Consider the following 15779-nt stretch of genomic DNA (forward strand, 5'->3'; position numbering starts at 1 on the left):
CCACCCTAACTAGCCCAGTCGTGAACCACCGTTGACGGGCACCACTTGCCCGGTCACATAGTTCGACAGCGGCGAGCACAGCCAGAGGATGACGTCGGCCGCCTCCCCGACGGTGCCGGTGCGGCCCAGCGACACGAACGGCATCGGCCGCGCCGCGTAGATCTCGGCCTCCGTGGGCGGGACCTCCGGATCCACCGTGATGCCCATCCGCTCCGCCTGTTTGGCGGGCATGCCCACCCGGATCTCGCGGCCGCCGGTGTGGATGACCTCGCGATCGGATTGCGGCTGCCCGAAACGGGTTTGGATGATCCCGAACGCCACGGCATTGACGTTCACGTGCATCGAACCCCACTCCTGCGCGAGGCTGCGGGCCAGCCCGAGCACACCGGCCTTGGCCGAGGCGTAGTTGGCGGCGCCGTCGAGTCCGAGCAGCCCGGCCATGGAGGAGACCATCACGGTCTTGCGATGGCGCGTGATCCCCTCGGCGGCGTCGGCCCGGGCGGCCGCCCGGAACACCGGCGCGCAGGCCCGGGCCAGGCGGAACGGCACCACCAGGTGGATGTCGAGCATGGCCTGGAACTGGTCGTCGGTCATGGCGTGGACGCGGGCGTCCCACGCGTATCCGGCGTTGTTGACCACGATGTCGAGGCCGCCGTACGTGTCGATCGCGTGGGCGACGAGGTCGTCGCACGCGCTCGGCGCGACCAGGTCGGCGACGAAGGCGGTGGCCGTGCCCGGACCGTGGGCGTCGTCGATCGCGGTCACCGCCTCGTCCGCCTTGTCCTTGTCGACATCGGCGATGACGACCTTGGCGCCGTGGGCGGCCAGCACTGTCGCCGTGGCGCCGCCGATTCCGCGGGAACCACCGGTGACGATGGCGACCTGGCCGGCCAGCAGGGTGCTCTCGAAGCTCGGTTTCCGCATGGTCAGCGTCCCTTCCAGACCGGCGGCCGCTTCTCGGCGAAGGCGCGCAGGCCTTCTCGCAGATCCTCGGAGTGGTGGAGTGCGGTCAGGTAGGGCAGCTGCTTCGTCCAGGCTTCCTCGTCGGTCCAGCCCTGGGAGTCGACCACGATCTGTTTGCTCGCCCGCACGGCCAGCGGCCCGGCGGCGCAGATGTCGCGAGCCAGCTCCAGCGCTCCGTCGACCGCGCCGCCCGGCTCGGCGAGCCGGTTGATCAGTCCGAGTTCGGCGAACAGCGTGGCGGGCCAGGGCTTTCCGGTCAGGATCAGCTCCATCGCCAGGTGATACGGAATCCGTTTGGGGAGCCGGAAACACCCGCCGCCCATGGCCACCAGCGACCGCGCGGCCTCCGGCAGGCCCAGACTCGCGGTGCGCGAGCAGACGATCAGATCGCAGGCCAGGCACAGTTCGAGACCGCCCGCGAGGGCGTGGCCCTCGACCGCGGCGATGATGGGTTTGACCGGCGGCCGGGCCATGATGCCGAAGCCGCCGCGGCGTTCGGTCACGCCCATATCGCCGGTCGCGGCGGCGATCAGGTCCTGTCCGGCGGAGAACACCAGGTCGGAGCCGGTGAGGACGGCACAGCGCAGCGCGTCGTCGGCCTCGTAGCGGTCGATGGCCGCCTCCAGGGCGCGCGCGGTCGCGCCGTCGAAGGCATTGCGGCGTTCGGGCCGGTCGATGCGGATGAGCAGGATCCGCTCGTCGATCACCTCGGTCGCGATGAGATCGGGCCGGTCAGACATTGCGCTCACGTCCTTCCCAATATGGTTGGCGCAGTTCGTGTTTCATGACCTTGCCCACCGGGTTGCGGGGCAGGTCGGTGACGAAGTCGAAGCGGCGCGGGCGCTTGTAGCCGGCCAGCCGCCCTTCCAGGTGGGCCAGCAGTTCGGCCTCGGTCGGCGCGGATCCCGGTGTCGCGACGATGTAGGCCAGCGGCTTCTCGCCGAAATCCGCGTCGGGGATGCCGATCACGGCGGCGTCGATCACCCGCGGGTGTGTGACCAGGGCCTTCTCGATCTCGGCGGGATAGATGTTGACCCCGCCGGCGACGATCATGTCCTTGATCCGGTCGGTGATGAACAGGAAGCCGTCGGTGTCGAGGTAGCCGACATCGCCGGTGCGGTAGAAGCCGTCCTTGACCACGTCCTCGCCGAGCGGTGGACCGCCGAGATAGTTGCGCAGCACGATCGGCGTATCGACCGCGATCTCCCCGGATTCCCCGGCGGGCAGCCGATTCCAGTCCGCGTCGACGATGGCGATCTCGACCCCGTCGAACGGCAGGCCGCTGGTGCCCGGCTTGGCGAGCTGATGTTCGGGCGCGGTGTAGCTGATCATGCCGGGTTCGCTGGCGCCGTAGCTCTCCCACAGCACGTCGTCGCCGAAGCGCTCGACCACCCATTCCTTCAATGACTGCGGGACCGGCGCGGCCCCGGTTCCGATGTGCCGCACCGAGGACAGGTCGTAGCTGTCGAGCACGGCGGCGGGGAGCTTCTGGATGCGCAACAGCATGGTGGGCACCGCGATCCAGGACTGGATGCGATGCTCGTCGATGAGTCGCAGGGCCGTCTCCGCGTCGAACGGGTCCAGCGTCACCACGGTGCCGCCTCCGCCGCAGGCCCGCATCGCGACCGCCGGCCCGGCGCCGTGATGGATCGGCATCGTCAGCAGGGACCGCACCGCATCGGGCAACGGGGGGATGGACGCCACCGAGACGAGATACCGCTGGAGGCGCTCCCAGTCGGTGATGGTGGCGGGATCGGTCGGCGGGACGCCGCGGGGGCGGCCGGTGGTGCCGGAGGTGTACAGCACCAGGGCGGGCCGTGCCGCGCCGAAACGTGCCGGGGCGTCCGATGTTTCGAGCAGATCCTCGTAGCGGATCCCCGGTGCGTCCGGGGTCTGGCCGGCGGTGATCAGCAGGCCGACCGCGTCCGGATCCCATCCGGTGACGTCGATGTCATTGCACGCCAGCCCTTTCGCGCCGCTGTCGCGCAGGATGTACAGCGTCTCCTCCGGGGTCAGCCGCCAGTTCACGGCCACCTGGGCGACACCGAGCTTCTGCAGGGCGCGCTGGACGACGAAGTACTCCGGTGCCAGCCGGAACCTGGTGCCGATCCGATCGCCACCGGTCAGCCCTTGCCGGGCCAGGCCCTCCGCGACCCGGTCGGCCGCGTCGTTCCACTCCCGGTAGGTCAGTACGACGCCGCCGCTGACCACCGCGGGCGCGTCCGGTCGATGGGCGGCCCAGAACTCCGGGGATCCATTGTCGGGTTGATTCATGATTCCTCCTCGCGTGCGAGCACGTGTACGGCGCAGACCGCGCCGACTCCGACCATGTGCGCCAAGCCGATTCGGGCGTCGGGGTGTTGCCGCGCCCCGGCCTCGCCACGCAACTGGACGGTCAGTTCCGCGATCTGCCCGACGCCGGTCGGCCCGATCGGATGTCCCATGGACAGCAGTCCGCCGGAGGCATTGACCGCGACCTTGCCGCCGATATCGAAATCGCCCCTGGCCAGGGCGGCCGCGGCGCGGCCGGGCTTGCACACCTCCATGGCCTCGAGATAGACGAGCTCCTCCACCGTGAAGGCGTCGTGCAGCTCGATCAGATCCACGTCGTCGATGCTCACGCCGGCCGCCCGCAACGCCTCGGCCGTGGTTTCCGCGGTCAACGCGGCATCGAAATTCTCGGTGCCGTAATAGGTTTCCGACCGCAGCGCCGAGGCGCGCACCCGTACCGCGCGCGTCCGATCGAGGCCGAGGTCCGTGATCGCCCGGTCGGAGACGACGATGGCGGCGGCCGCGCCCTCACCGATCGGGCAGCACTGCAGGCGGGTGAGCACGCCGCTGAGAGCCGGCGGGGCCAGCACCTCTTCGAGCGTTCTGGCCTTGGGGCGCTGCGCATTCGGGTTGAGTGCGGCATTGCGACTGTTCTTCACAGCCACCCGAGCGATCTGCTCCGGCGTCGCGCCCGTCTCGTACATGTAGCGCGAGGCCAGCAGCGCGAAATGCGAGACCGGCAGCAGACGATTCCCGACCAGGTCCTCCAGCCCGGCCGCGCGGGCGGGCATGGTGAGGTTCAGCGGCTTGTCGACGCCGACCGCGATGGCCACATCGTGCAGGCCCGCGGCGACATCGAGGTAGGCCTGCCGGAAGGCGCTCGACCCCGACGCGGAGGCGTTCTCGACCTGCATCATGGGGATGCCGGTCGCACCGAGGTGCCGATACATCAAGCGCGACAACGCCATCGACGTGGTCGCCGTCCCGGTGTACGCGGTTTGCACCTGGTTCCAGGTCAGGCCCGCGTCGGCGAGCGCCGCGCGGACGGCGGTGACGCCGAGCTCCGGATACGGTGTGCGACCGGGCTTCCGGTACGGATGCAACCCGACGCCGACGACCCACGCGGGCCGCAGGTCCACACTCATGGCCGCACCTCACTCTCGGCCGGGACGGTCGCGAAGGCGGGCTCGACCAGCTCGGCGTCATCGCGCCGCACGACATGCCAGCGCGCGGCGACCCGATCACCGATCCGTGGCGCGTGCGACTCGGGGTGCGTCAGCGCGCGGATCAGCGGCCCCTCGTCGAGCACGATCTCCGCGACGGTGAAGGGAGCCGCGCCGAGCGGGTCGACCGCCACCTCCGCGACCGCGAACACCACGCCTTCCGCGCGCAGGGCCCGCGACCGAAGCCGCCCCTCCCCCGCGCCGCACATTTCGCAGCCGAGCCCGATCGGCGGGAAGTACACCCGGCCGCACGCCTCGCATTCGCAGCCGAGCAGCACCGGATCGTCCGGCAGCGGGTCATAGAGCCTGGGGTTGACGGCTACGCGCATCGCGACCTCGCAAACTTACTTGTTGAGCGTTCAGTAAGTGTGAACGTAGCAGTGATCCGCGCCACCGGGAAGGGTCTTCCCGGATTTGCCCCGCCACCGGGGCGGATAGGCCGAATCCGCCCAATCCCCGATTCCGCCGCTCACGCATATTGCGAGCCCGGTCACAGCTGTGGCAGAGTGATCCCCGCAATATTGAGACTAGGTAGTCTCACAACTTGGGGATTCAGGGTGAGGAAGTGGGTCGATGAAGACCAGACGACTGACCGGGCGGCTCGTGCGCTTCGGGACGGTGTCCATCACGACGCTGGTGGCGGCGGCATTCACGGTGGGACCGGCGCACGCCGATCCGGCCGCGCCGACGCTGCCCTCGATCGCGCCGGCGCAGGTGCTGCCACTGCCGCCGGAGCTCGATCCCGGCTTCTACAACCCGTCCGCCGACGTGATCGCCGCCGCCGCGCCCGGCGAGATCATCGCGGCCCGGCAGGTCAATCTCGGCAACTTCGGGCTGATCCCGCTGAACGTGGACGCCTGGCAGGTCTCCTACCGCTCCAACAACAGTCGCGATGAGGCCATCCCGGCGGTCGCCACCCTGATCAAGCCGCGCGGCACCGCGCCCGCGCCGCGCAAGCTGCTCTCGGTGCAGATCGCCGAGGACTCGACGCAGGGCTACTGCAGTCCCTCCTATGCGCTGCAACACCTTTCGGCCGCGCCGTTCCTCGGGCAGATCGTCGCGCCCGCCGAATTCCTCTTCGCGCAGGCCGCGCTGCAGAAGGGGTTCGCGGTGGTGATCCCCGATCACGAGGGCCCGAATTCGGCGTACGCCGCCGGGCCGCTGGCCGGGCGCATCACCCTCGACGGCATTCGCGCCGCCACCTCGTTCGCGCCGCTCGGCGTCGGCGCGGGCGCGCCGACCGCGCTGTACGGCTACTCGGGCGGATCGATGCCCACCATGCACGCCGCCGAGATGCGCAAAACCTATGCGCCGGAACTGAATATCGTGGGCGCGGCCTCCGGCGGCACCGGCGCGGACCTGGGCGCGGCACTGCTCATGGCCAACAATCAGGCCACCGCGGGCCTGGTGCTGGGAGCGGTCCTCGGGCTCTCGCGGGAGTACCCGGAATTCAGCGCGCTGCTGGACCAGAAGCTCAACCCGCTCGGCCAGCTGCTGCGCACGGTGAAGGCGCCGTTCTGCGTGCAGTATCAGACCGCGCTGCTGCCGTTCCTCAATATCACCGGCATGATCAACTCCCCCGACCCGCTCGGCGAACCCGCTGTTCAGGCCATGCTCGAGGACACCCGCCTGGGCAAGAGCCTGCCCGACATGCCGCTGTTCGTGTGGCACTCGCGCTGGGACGAGATCCTGCCGTTGCCCGCGGCGGACAAGCTGGTCGACACCTACTGCGCGCAGCCCGGAGCGCAGGTCACCTACACCCGGGACTGGGCCAGCGAGCACGTCATCGGCGAGGTCTCCGGCGGACCGGCCGCGCTGCTGTGGCTGTTCGATCGCTTGAACGGTATTGGCGCGCAACCGGGCTGCTCCACCACCGACATGCCGTCCATGCTCGGCACCCCCGGTGAGCTGCAGACCCTGGGCGAGACGCTGGGTGAGACCTTCGCCTCATTCTTCGGCAAACCGATCGGGGCCTGATCAGCGGGTTCGGGTCATGGTGCGGTAACGACTCATTCGCATAAGTAACACTCGGATCTCCGGTTACGACGTCTCCCTGTGTAGACGGCCCGCTCAGTCGCTGGGCCTGACGGTTCACTTGTCGGGGTGAAATGGGGATTCGGGCATGGATATTCGCGGGTTCGCGAAACGACATAAGATCGCGTCGGCGGTCGCCGCTCCCGCGGTACTGGGTGTGGCGGCCGCGATAGCGGCCACCTACGCGCTGACGGGGCCGGATTCGAAGCAGGCCGATCCGGCGCTGACTTCGTCGGTCACCGAATGCCATGACATGGTGACCATCTCGGTGGCCGGGCGCAACGACTCGCCGCAATCCGGAACCACCAAGATGCTGGTCGACGCGAACGGCAACGAACTGCCCGCCGCCCTGTCCGACGATTACCAGAGCCACTGGGTGGACCCGGTGGTGAACGCCCCCGGCGGCTCGGTCGACTCCAATTCGTATTCGGCCGTCTACATCTCCTATCCCGCGAACCTGAACAGCTACGAGGACGCCGTCAATACCGGTGTCGCCAATACCGAGCAGGTCATGCGGGATATCTCCGCGGCCTGCCCGAACACCAAGTACGCGATCGTCGGCTATTCCGAGGGCGCGGACGTGGTGCGGCGGGTGGCCATGCAGATCGGCCACCAGAGCGCGGGCGCGGACGGCAAGTACGGGATCGTGGATCCCGGCAATGTCGCGGGCGTGGTGATCCTCGCCGACGCCGGCCGCACCGCCGGGGAAGGTCCGTTCCCGGGCGCGAAGGACCCGAGCCGTCCGGACAACTTCGATCAGAGCTACCAGACCGGCAAGCAGGTCGCGGGCGGGCAGGGCGCGCTGCCCGACCAGGCCGGTGACTTCGGCGCGCTGAACGGCCGCATCGCGTCCTTCTGCTCCGACGGCGACCTCACCTGCGCGGCGCCGAAGAACATCTCGCTGCTGCAGCTCGCCATCAATGTCGGCCGCCAGATCAATGCCGACCAGATGCAGAACGAGGGCCTCAACCCGACCACCGGCATCGACGTCGCCGTCGTGCTGGGCAAGATCGCGGGCGACGCCTTCGCCGACATCGCGCACAACCCGGGCTGGTGGACCAGCAAGGAAACCTTCCTCGACGTGCTGCTGAAGGTGTCGAAGCCCGGTTACCAGGCGAACCAGCAGAACGCGACCCCGGTGGCCGCGGACAATATCGCCGCCGAGAACATGTCGCCGCTGGCATACCTGCCGCAGAAGGTCTTCAACGAGGTCATCGGGCTGATCACCACCAACCAGAACACCATCCCGGTGATCATGAACGACCCGTACAACCTGACCCTGGGCCCGAACGGCACCGGTCACCACTTCGACTACTGGCACGACTCCAACCCGGACAACGGCAAGCCCGTCAGCTCCGCCGAGTACGCCGCCGCCTGGCTCACCGAACTGGCGAAGCAGGCCCAGGCCCACCAGCTCGACCCGAAGACGCTGACCACCACGCCGAGCCCGACCACCACGTCGAAGGCTCCGGCCGTGCTGGCCGCCGCCCCGAAGTCCGGCGAGGCCGCCACCACCACTCCGGCGACCGGAACCACGACGACCACCACCACCCCGGCCCCGGCCGTCACCACCACGACGCCGCCGGCCACCACGACGGTCGCCCCGGACACCACCACCGCGCCGGTCACCACCACTCCCCCGGTGACCACCACCGCCCCGACGACGACCCCCGTCGTCACCACCACCACCGCGGCGCCCACCACCACGCCCACGAACTGACAGCAACATGCGCCCTGGCATCTGCGTATGCCAGGGCGCGCACTGATTTGGTAACGGTTGGGGTAACTCGTCGGGCACGCTCGAAATCGGTTCGGCACCCATCGCCGGCACGGGTGCACGGCTGGCAACGGCTCCCCAGCCGTCCGCTGAAGGCCCGGAGAGGCGGGCTAGCTGAACCAGACCAGGCTGCCCAGACCCGCGATCAGGCAGTAGACGGCGAAGGGGGTCAGGGTTTTGGTCTCGAAGTACGCGGTCAGGAACTTGACCGAGATATAGGACAGCACGCCCGCGACCACGCTGCCCGCGACGGCGGGACCCAGGATGGCATGGTTCTCGGGCTTGAACAGCTCCGGCGTCTTCAGCACCCCGGCCGCCAGGATGACCGGGGTGGCCAGCAGGAACGCGAAGCGGGCCGCGTCCTCGTGGCGCATGCCCTTGAACAGGCCCGCCACGATGGTGCTGCCAGAACGGCTGATGCCCGGGAAGAGCGCGGCGATCTGCGCCGATCCGATCAGGGTGGCGTCGCGCATGGTCAGACGGGACAGGCGCACGTCCGAGGCGCGGTCCGGGTCGGTCATCGGCAGCACGATGGTGTCCTCCATGGACACGTCCCGGCGGCCCGTCGGACTGGAGAGCACGAATTCGCCTTCGGGCTCACGCTTGCGCATGATCTCCGCGGACAACAGCACGAAACCGTTGATCGCCAGGAAGATCGACGTGGGCACGGGAGTGCCGAGGTAGTTCCGGACGATCTTCTCCAACAGCAGTCCGGCGAGGCCGACCGGAATCGTCGCCACCACCAGCAGTACGCCCAATCGTGCTTCGGGAGTGCGGATCTCGCGGGTCAGCGCCACTTCCCACAGGCCGCGCAGGATGCGCACCCACTCCCACCGGAAGAAGATCACCAGGGCCAGCGCGGTGGCGACGTGCATGGCCACCAGCAACGCCAGGTACGGGGAATCCTTGGCGGACATGCTCAGATCGTCGGCCCACTGCCCGCCCAACCAGGCCGGGAGCAGGATGCTATGGCCCAGACTGGAGACCGGGAAGAGCTCGCTCACCCCTTGCAGTGCGCCGACGACGATCGACTCCAGGTAACTGATGGCCATTCGAATTCCTGTCGGGCAGCGGTGCGGGGATCCGAACACCCCGATGGCGCCGGGGCAGCTCGCCTGGCGAGGCTACCGGAAGCAATCCAATTGCGCGGCGCGGCGTCCGGCGGCGTGGAATACTTCGGCGATATGCAGTACAGGGGATTCGGTAATCCCGATGTCGGCGAGGATCCCGAGTTAGCTCAGGCCCGCATCTTCCTGGACGAATTGGAAAGGCATGTAGTCAAACTCACGCGGCGATTACAAACCGCGCCCACGGCGGAAGCCCGGCAAACGATCTCGGCCGAACTCTCCACGGTGCGCAAGTATGTCGATCGCATTCACCGCAGATTTCCCGGCATCGCCGTCGCTCATTGATCGAGCCGCGGCCGCCAGCGTTCGGCGGAGCGGACCATGTCCAGGCCCACCCGCTCGAGATAGTCCCCCATGCCCAGCAGCCGCAGCCCGGCGGGCGTGGCCACACCGAGCGCGTCCGCGCCGTGCCGCGCCTGGGCCGCCAGCCGCTCGTTGACCTGCGCTCCGGCGAGAGTGGCTCGGTACCAAGCGGATTCGTCGATCACGTAGCGGTCGCGGCGGGTGCCAGGGTCCCGGTCACGACGGATCAGCGCCCGCTCCTCGAGCCGCCCCACCGCCGCGGAGACCGTCGCCGGGCTCACCCGCAACTGGGCCACCAACTCGGCGGCGGTGAGGCTGCCCGAGTCCGCGGCGTACAGCCGGGCCAGCACCGCGGCGGCCATGCGCGGCATCCCGAACTGCGCGAACAGCAGCGCGAAGCGGTCGCTGACCTCGGTCAGCAGCATCGGATCGCGGCCGTATTCGTCGACGCCGGAAGGCTTCTCGATCGGCTTGGGGCGCGGCGTGCGGCGGCGCGACCGCACCGCGGTGGCGGCCTGCGCCAGCTCCGCGCGGTAGCGGCCCGGACCGCCGTTGCGGGTCACCTCGCGGCTCACGGTGGAGGTAGGCCGGGACAGGCGGCGGGCGATCTCGGCGTAGCCGAGGCCCCGGGCCAGACCGGCGGCGATGAGGCGGCGATCATCGGGGCTGAGTCTTCCTCCGGGCACGGAGCGGCTCCTTCATCAGATGCCGCCGAGGCGGCGCGGCACCACCCTATTGCAACACGAAAACCGCACGGCGGGCGCCGCAAATGATCATCGCGACAAACGAAAACCCTTGGCACACTTGCGTTATCCGGTTCGTGACGGCATTCGGTCGTCACCCCGGTTGGGAACGCAACGTAGCGTTCGCCATCAGTCGAACAGCCCGCGCTTCACAATCCGGTCAGTTCGGCCAGCACCGTGAAGTCCATGATGTCCGCGCCCGCCAGGAATACCGGCTGCGTGGTGTGCGCCCCGCGCACCCGCACCTCACCGCGCGGGCCGCCGTAGCTCACTCTCGCCGCACCACGCTCGATGAGCCGCACGTCCAGGCTGTGCGCCGCCTCCGCCAGCGAGGCGAACAACAGCAGGCCCTCGTAGCAGGATTCGCCGATATTGTTCAGCGCCGGGGCCAGCTGACCGTAGCGGGCGGTGTAGCGGCTGCCGAAGGCCATCGCCTCCCGCGACACCAGGCTCTCGAAATAGCCGCTGGCGGTGAACAATCCGCGCGCGCTGTCCGGGCCGCCCGCGTAGAGCACGTCCTCGCCGATCATCATGCTCAGCCGCAGGCGGCTCTCGTCCAGCCCGGCCGCCGCGAAGGCCTGATTGAAGGCCGCGCAATCCGCGCCGACCATGAACAGCAGCACCCCCTCGGCGGGCGAACTGCGGATGAGGTCCAACGCCGCGGTGAAATCCCGGCTGCCCAACGGCACGAACACCTCACCGACCACGTCGATATCGCTCGTGTCAGCGAATTCCCAAGTGACCCTTGCTGTTTCACGTGGCCAGACATAGTCGTTGCCGACGATGCACCAGCGGCGCACGCCCCGCTCGGCGCGGAACCAGCGCAGCGCGGGGAACAACTGCTGATCCGGGGTCTCCCCCACCATGTAGACGCCGTCGGAGTCCTCGCCGCCCTCGTAGAAGGTGGTGTAGACGTAGGGCACCCGGCCCGCGGTGTAGGGGGTGATGGCCTTGCGCGCGTTCGACAGGTGCCAGCCGACCACGCCGTCGATCATGCCGCGGCTCACCATCCGATCGATCCGCGCGGCCAGCATGGGCAGCGGCGCGCCCGCGTCCACCGGATGCAGCCGGACCGGGCGGCCCAGGATCCCGCCCATCGCATTGATGTCCTCGACGGCCAGCGCGGCGCATGCCTCGCAGGAGGGCCCGAAGATGCCGGCCGAACCGCTCATCGGGACGACCAGGGCCAGGTCCACCGTCGCCCGGCGCGACCCGGCCTCACGTGGCGTCATCGATCATCACCGCCGTTCGAATGCCCACGTTCCGCCCGCGCGTCCACCCGGGACCGCGTGGTGCGAGACGAAGGGGCACGATAGCACCGTGAACAGTCCTGACGCGCGCGAGCTCATGTTGCTCGCCGGTGAGCGCACCATCGCCGAACGCGGGCCGGACGTGGCCCTGCGCGATATCGCGGTGGCGGCGGGACAGCGCAACAACTCCGCGGTCCACTATCACTTCGGTTCCCGGGACGGCCTCATCGCCGCCATTATCGAACGCCATCAGCCCGCATTGGAATCCCGCCGGACCGAACTGCTCGCCGAACACGAGTCCTCGGGCGCCCCGGACAGTGTCGCCGCGCTGGTCGCCATTCTGGTGCGGCCCATGTTCGACGTGCCCTACGCCGACGGCTCGACGCACTACGCGCGGTTCCTGGAGCAGGCTCGCGCCCATCCAGCGGTCACCGGACCCAATCTCAACGAAAAGCGTTGGCAGACAACAAGAGTGCTCGTCGCCAGGCTGTATCACGCACTGGCGGAACTGACTCCGGCGCAACGCCGGTACCGACTACAGGCCATGACCACGGTCATGTTCGCCCTGCTCGCCGACTACGAGCGCTCCGTGCTGTCCACCGAGGTCGAACGTGACGACGTACGCGACAGCATCATCGCCATGATCGTCGGACTACTCAGTGAACCGGTGGCCCACCCCGGTCAGGGGGCCGCCGTCCGGGCATTCGGATCGAAACCGCACGGCACCTCGTAGACCACGCCGCCGAACGTGATGCCGAAGAGCCGGCCCGCCGAGAAGCCTTGCGCGCCACGGCCGTACTGCACCTCGCTGGTCAACAGCGGGCCGGGAGCCTGAATCATTGGTGGCATAGACGGTTCCGTCTCCGGCCGCGGTGGCGGGCGTGGCGAGAACCAGTGCCGCCGTTTTCCTTGCCCTCATGCCTTACCTCGCGTTGTCGATCGATCACGAATTCGTGGTGATCACGTCGAATGGTCCCGAGCGGTTCACTGGAAGCGACGCGCTCCGGTCACCGGCATATTCGACAGCGGCGAGACCTTCACGCCGGACCCGTAGTCACTGGCGTGGATGACCTTCCCGTCGCCGAGATACATCGCCGAGTGGCCACCACCGTAGTAGGAGACCAGATCACCCGGCTCCAATTCGTCGATCGTGACCGGGGTTCCGGCTGCGAGCTGTGAATAGCTCGTGCGCGGCACTTCCACGCCCGCCTCTCGATACGACCACTGCACGAGACCGGAGCAGTCGAAGGAGTCCGGGCCGGTGCCGCCGGTGCTGTAGTTCGCGCCGAGTTTGGTGCGGGCCGCCTCCACCGCGCGCTCGCCCGCCGTCTTCGGCATCACCGCGGGCACCGTGGTGCGGGTGACCGCGGAATCGGTCACGCCGGGGATTCCGGCCAGCGGGGGCAGGGCGGCGGGCACCACGAAGGTGCCGAGACCGGCGACCGACACCGTGCGCGATTCCTGCGCGGGGGGCTGGATCACGGCGCTCGGGGCGGCGCCCGTCGGGGTGGCGATGGCCGGGGTGCCGATCGCCGGGATCACGATGGCCGAGCGCAGCGACTCCGGGAACAGTGGCCGCACCGGCGCCGGGTCGGGCATCGTGTCGGCCGGGGCGATGACGATGCGTTGCGGCGCCACCGTCATACGGGGGGCGTCCGGCTCACCGATCGCCGATTCCGGCGTGGGGGAAGTGGTTCCGGCCGCGGGGGGCAGGATGCCGATCGCGGGGGTCACCCGGCCGAGCGGGGCGGCGATCTCGTCCGGGATGTCGATCGCCCCGATACCGGGGATCGTCACCGGCGCCGCCTGCGCCTGGCCCGCCGCGAAGAACAGGGCGGCTCCGACGGCTGCAGCTCCGAGGACTCCTGTCACCAGGGTCCGCAGGCTCAGCCGCGGAAGTAATCGAACCTTCTGTCTATCACCGTTTGTTTCCATGAGCGGTCGTCCTCCGATCAAGCCGTGAAAGCTATCCGGTATCCGTCCATCACGCGAAATTTCGGTACTGCCAGCAGATCCGAGAATGCATATTTCGCCGGAACGTCAGGGCTGGCAACGAATGACATGCGTGTTATGCATTACGAAACGGTAACCATTGACGGCTGTGTCCAATTGGACACAGCCGGTTTCAACCAATTCGACACCTCCGAGCGAGCCTTCGCGGGCGCGTCCCACGCGCGTGTGAGACTGATCGAGGAAGCTGCCCTCCCCATCAACAGGAGGTTGATCGATGACCAAATCCCCTGCGCTAGGCAATCTTCCCGAGCCACTGGTGATCACGCTCGGGAATCTCAAAGGAGGCGTGGGCAAGACGACATCCGCCTTCTTCATCGCCTCGTATTTCGCTACCGCGCATGAACTTCGAGTGCTGGTGATCGACGCCGACCCGCTGAGCCAGACCGGATACTCCTGGTATCGGCGACTACAGAAGGCCGAGGTCGACATTCCCTTCGAATTGCTCGCCTTCCCCTCACGGCACGTGAACGACTGCATCACCGACAATTCCGCGAACTACGACGTGATCATCGTCGACGCCGGCGGTGAATCGGCCGACATCTTCAAGGCCGCCGTCCCCGTCAGCGACGAACTCATCCTCGTCACCAGCGTCAGCCCCTCGGAAGTCAAACGCGTCCCCAGTACCTACCGCGCCGCCGAGGAAGCGGCCGCCGAACACGAGAAGGCCATTCGCGTGCGTGTGCTCATGACCAAGGTTCCGGTCACCATGAAGAACGGCGTCAACGTGTCCACCGAATACCGCACGCAGCGCGGGAATCTGGAGGACGCGGGCTACGAGGTCTTCGACTCCTACGTCAGCGCCTGGAAGTGGTATCGGGAGGCCGCCGACGGCGAAGTCGGCGACGGCGCCGAGAACCCGATCGAGGATCTCGGCGAATACCGGGCCGTCGGCGACGAACTGGTGCGCGACTACATCGAGTCCCGCGTCCCGGCGGAGGTGTCGGCCTGATGCCGCCCCAGCGCAGAAAGACCTCCATCGGCGGCGGCCTGGGCCGCAACCCGCTGTCCGACGAGGCCGAGCACACTCCCCCGGTGTCCCCGCTGCGCGATGCCAAATGGCCGCGCACACCGAAACTCTCACCGGCCGCCACCACCGTCCTCATGGCACCGGCCGCGCCCGCGGCGGCCCCGGCGGACGCGGCGGCATCCGCCGCCACCGCGACCGCCACCCTGGCGCCCGAGACGGTGGCGGCCGAAAGGGTGGCGACCGAACCCGTGGCCGCGCCACCGGTCACGCCCGCGCCGAAGATCCCGGCAGCACCGCAGGCTTCGGCGCCGGAGCCGGTGGCGCACGAGGCCGCCCCGGCGGCGGCCGAGAGCGCGCCCGGCGTGCTGGACCTTCCGCTGCCCACCGCGGGCGGCGACGGGCCACTCAGCCGCAGCGAGTCCGAACAGCTCGAGGTGTGCGAGTCCTCCATCGACGCGCTGCGGGTGGCCTTCTGGACCGCCGGGCGCGCGCTGCAGATCGTGCGCGACGGCCGGCTCTACCGCGCCGACCACGCCAGCTTCGACGAGTACGTGGAGAAGCGCTGGGACATGCAGCGGTCCTACGCGCACAAGCTGATCCGGGCCTGGCCGCTCGCCGCGCGCCTGCACCCGGTCGCGCCGGCCCTCAACGAGGGCCAGATCCGCGAGCTGCTGCCGGTGGCCGCGGCCTACGGCGAGGACGCGGCGGTCACCGTGTACACCACGCTGGCCGCCGACGTGAAGGTCACCGCGGGCAAACTCCGCGAAGCGGTCGCGGTGCTGCCCGACGACTACGAGGAGGGCGCGGTGGTGCAGCGGCTGCGCGCCTGGCTGCGCGGTGACCTCTCCGAGGAGCAGCCCGCCACCGCCGACGTGTTCAGCGCGGTCGAGTCCCGGCTCACCGCACTCACCCAGAAAGTGGTGAAGGGGTCCGGCGAGCATCCGGTGGCGGCACGCGAATTCGCGGCAAAACTCCGGACGCTGGCCGAACTCATCGAGCGGCAGATTCCGGTAACCGGGCGAATGCCGGACATCGAATAGCTCGCGACAGCACCCGCCGAAAGGGCCCGGCCGAAAGCCGGGCCCTTTCGCTGTAATAGCAAAAGCCT

15 protein-coding genes are annotated in these 15779 nt (G+C 68.9%); 6 read left to right on the forward strand and 9 right to left on the reverse strand.

All coding sequences use genetic code 11. The annotated features are described in order from the left end of the window. Nucleotides 1–9: 9 nt before the first annotated feature. From ACQP06_RS31435 to ACQP06_RS31455, 5 genes are read right to left on the reverse strand one after another with little or no spacing between them, the layout of a single operon-like run. A complete protein-coding gene (locus ACQP06_RS31435; protein ID WP_433668460.1) occupies nucleotides 10–924 on the reverse strand; it encodes an SDR family NAD(P)-dependent oxidoreductase in 915 nt (304 codons plus the stop codon). Between the two features lie 2 nt (nucleotides 925–926). Beyond that, nucleotides 927–1703, reverse strand: a complete 777-nt coding sequence (locus tag ACQP06_RS31440; RefSeq protein WP_433668462.1) for a crotonase/enoyl-CoA hydratase family protein — start codon at nucleotides 1701–1703, stop codon at nucleotides 927–929. Further along, complete coding sequence (locus tag ACQP06_RS31445) at nucleotides 1696–3237, reverse strand: class I adenylate-forming enzyme family protein (protein WP_433668464.1); 1542 nt, start codon at nucleotides 3235–3237, stop codon at nucleotides 1696–1698. The genes ACQP06_RS31440 and ACQP06_RS31445 overlap by 8 nt, the downstream gene beginning before the upstream one ends. Next, nucleotides 3234–4379 carry a thiolase family protein gene (locus tag ACQP06_RS31450; protein ID WP_433668466.1) on the reverse strand — a complete coding sequence of 382 codons (1146 nt, stop codon included), beginning with the start codon at nucleotides 4377–4379 and terminating at the stop codon, nucleotides 3234–3236. The genes ACQP06_RS31445 and ACQP06_RS31450 overlap by 4 nt, the downstream gene beginning before the upstream one ends. Then, complete coding sequence (locus ACQP06_RS31455; protein WP_433668468.1) at nucleotides 4376–4786, reverse strand: zinc ribbon domain-containing protein; 411 nt, start codon at nucleotides 4784–4786, stop codon at nucleotides 4376–4378. Before ACQP06_RS31455 ends, ACQP06_RS31450 begins: the two co-directional genes overlap by 4 nt. Nucleotides 4787–5030: 244 nt before the next feature. On the opposite strand from ACQP06_RS31455, the gene ACQP06_RS31460 reads away from it, so the two are divergent. Next, nucleotides 5031–6434: a lipase family protein gene (locus ACQP06_RS31460; protein WP_433668470.1), complete on the forward strand. Its 1404-nt coding sequence runs from the start codon at nucleotides 5031–5033 to the stop codon at nucleotides 6432–6434. A gap of 145 nt (nucleotides 6435–6579) precedes the next feature. Then, a complete protein-coding gene (locus ACQP06_RS31465; RefSeq protein WP_433668471.1) occupies nucleotides 6580–8211 on the forward strand; it encodes a cutinase family protein in 1632 nt (543 codons plus the stop codon). A gap of 167 nt (nucleotides 8212–8378) precedes the next feature. On the opposite strand, the gene ACQP06_RS31470 is transcribed toward ACQP06_RS31465, so the two are convergent. After that, nucleotides 8379–9326, reverse strand: coding sequence for an undecaprenyl-diphosphate phosphatase (locus ACQP06_RS31470; protein WP_433673488.1), 948 nt, complete (start codon nucleotides 9324–9326; stop codon nucleotides 8379–8381). Between the two features lie 84 nt (nucleotides 9327–9410). Between ACQP06_RS31470 and ACQP06_RS31475 the strand changes: the two genes are divergently transcribed. Next, the gene (locus tag ACQP06_RS31475; protein ID WP_433668473.1) at nucleotides 9411–9680 is read left to right on the forward strand and encodes a hypothetical protein; all 270 of its coding nucleotides are present in this window, start codon (nucleotides 9411–9413) and stop codon (nucleotides 9678–9680) included. On the opposite strand, the gene ACQP06_RS31480 is transcribed toward ACQP06_RS31475, so the two are convergent. After that, nucleotides 9674–10384, reverse strand: coding sequence for a MarR family transcriptional regulator (locus ACQP06_RS31480; RefSeq protein WP_433668475.1), 711 nt, complete (start codon nucleotides 10382–10384; stop codon nucleotides 9674–9676). The genes ACQP06_RS31475 and ACQP06_RS31480 overlap by 7 nt on opposite strands. A 206-nt stretch (nucleotides 10385–10590) precedes the next feature. After that, a complete protein-coding gene (locus tag ACQP06_RS31485) occupies nucleotides 10591–11673 on the reverse strand; it encodes a substrate-binding domain-containing protein (protein WP_433668477.1) in 1083 nt (360 codons plus the stop codon). Between the two features lie 88 nt (nucleotides 11674–11761). Here ACQP06_RS31485 and ACQP06_RS31490 point away from each other — a divergent pair, with 88 nt between their 5' ends. Next, nucleotides 11762–12424 (forward strand): TetR family transcriptional regulator, encoded by a 663-nt coding sequence (locus ACQP06_RS31490; RefSeq protein WP_433668478.1) that lies wholly within the window; start codon nucleotides 11762–11764, stop codon nucleotides 12422–12424. A 251-nt stretch (nucleotides 12425–12675) separates the two neighbouring features. Here ACQP06_RS31490 and ACQP06_RS31495 read toward each other — a convergent pair whose 3' ends face one another. After that, nucleotides 12676–13563 (reverse strand): C40 family peptidase, encoded by an 888-nt coding sequence (locus ACQP06_RS31495; protein ID WP_433668480.1) that lies wholly within the window; start codon nucleotides 13561–13563, stop codon nucleotides 12676–12678. Between the two features lie 355 nt (nucleotides 13564–13918). Between ACQP06_RS31495 and ACQP06_RS31500 the strand changes: the two genes are divergently transcribed. Together ACQP06_RS31500 and ACQP06_RS31505 are read left to right on the forward strand one after the other, a co-directional pair. Continuing rightward, the gene (locus ACQP06_RS31500) at nucleotides 13919–14653 is read left to right on the forward strand and encodes a ParA family protein (RefSeq protein ID WP_379271157.1); all 735 of its coding nucleotides are present in this window, start codon (nucleotides 13919–13921) and stop codon (nucleotides 14651–14653) included. Beyond that, nucleotides 14653–15711, forward strand: a complete 1059-nt coding sequence (locus ACQP06_RS31505; RefSeq protein ID WP_433668482.1) for a hypothetical protein — start codon at nucleotides 14653–14655, stop codon at nucleotides 15709–15711. The genes ACQP06_RS31500 and ACQP06_RS31505 overlap by 1 nt, the downstream gene beginning before the upstream one ends. Nucleotides 15712–15779: the final 68 nt, after the last annotated feature.

The sequence above is a fragment of the Nocardia sp. CA-136227 genome, from assembly GCF_050955695.1.
Lineage (GTDB): Bacteria > Actinomycetota > Actinomycetes > Mycobacteriales > Mycobacteriaceae > Nocardia.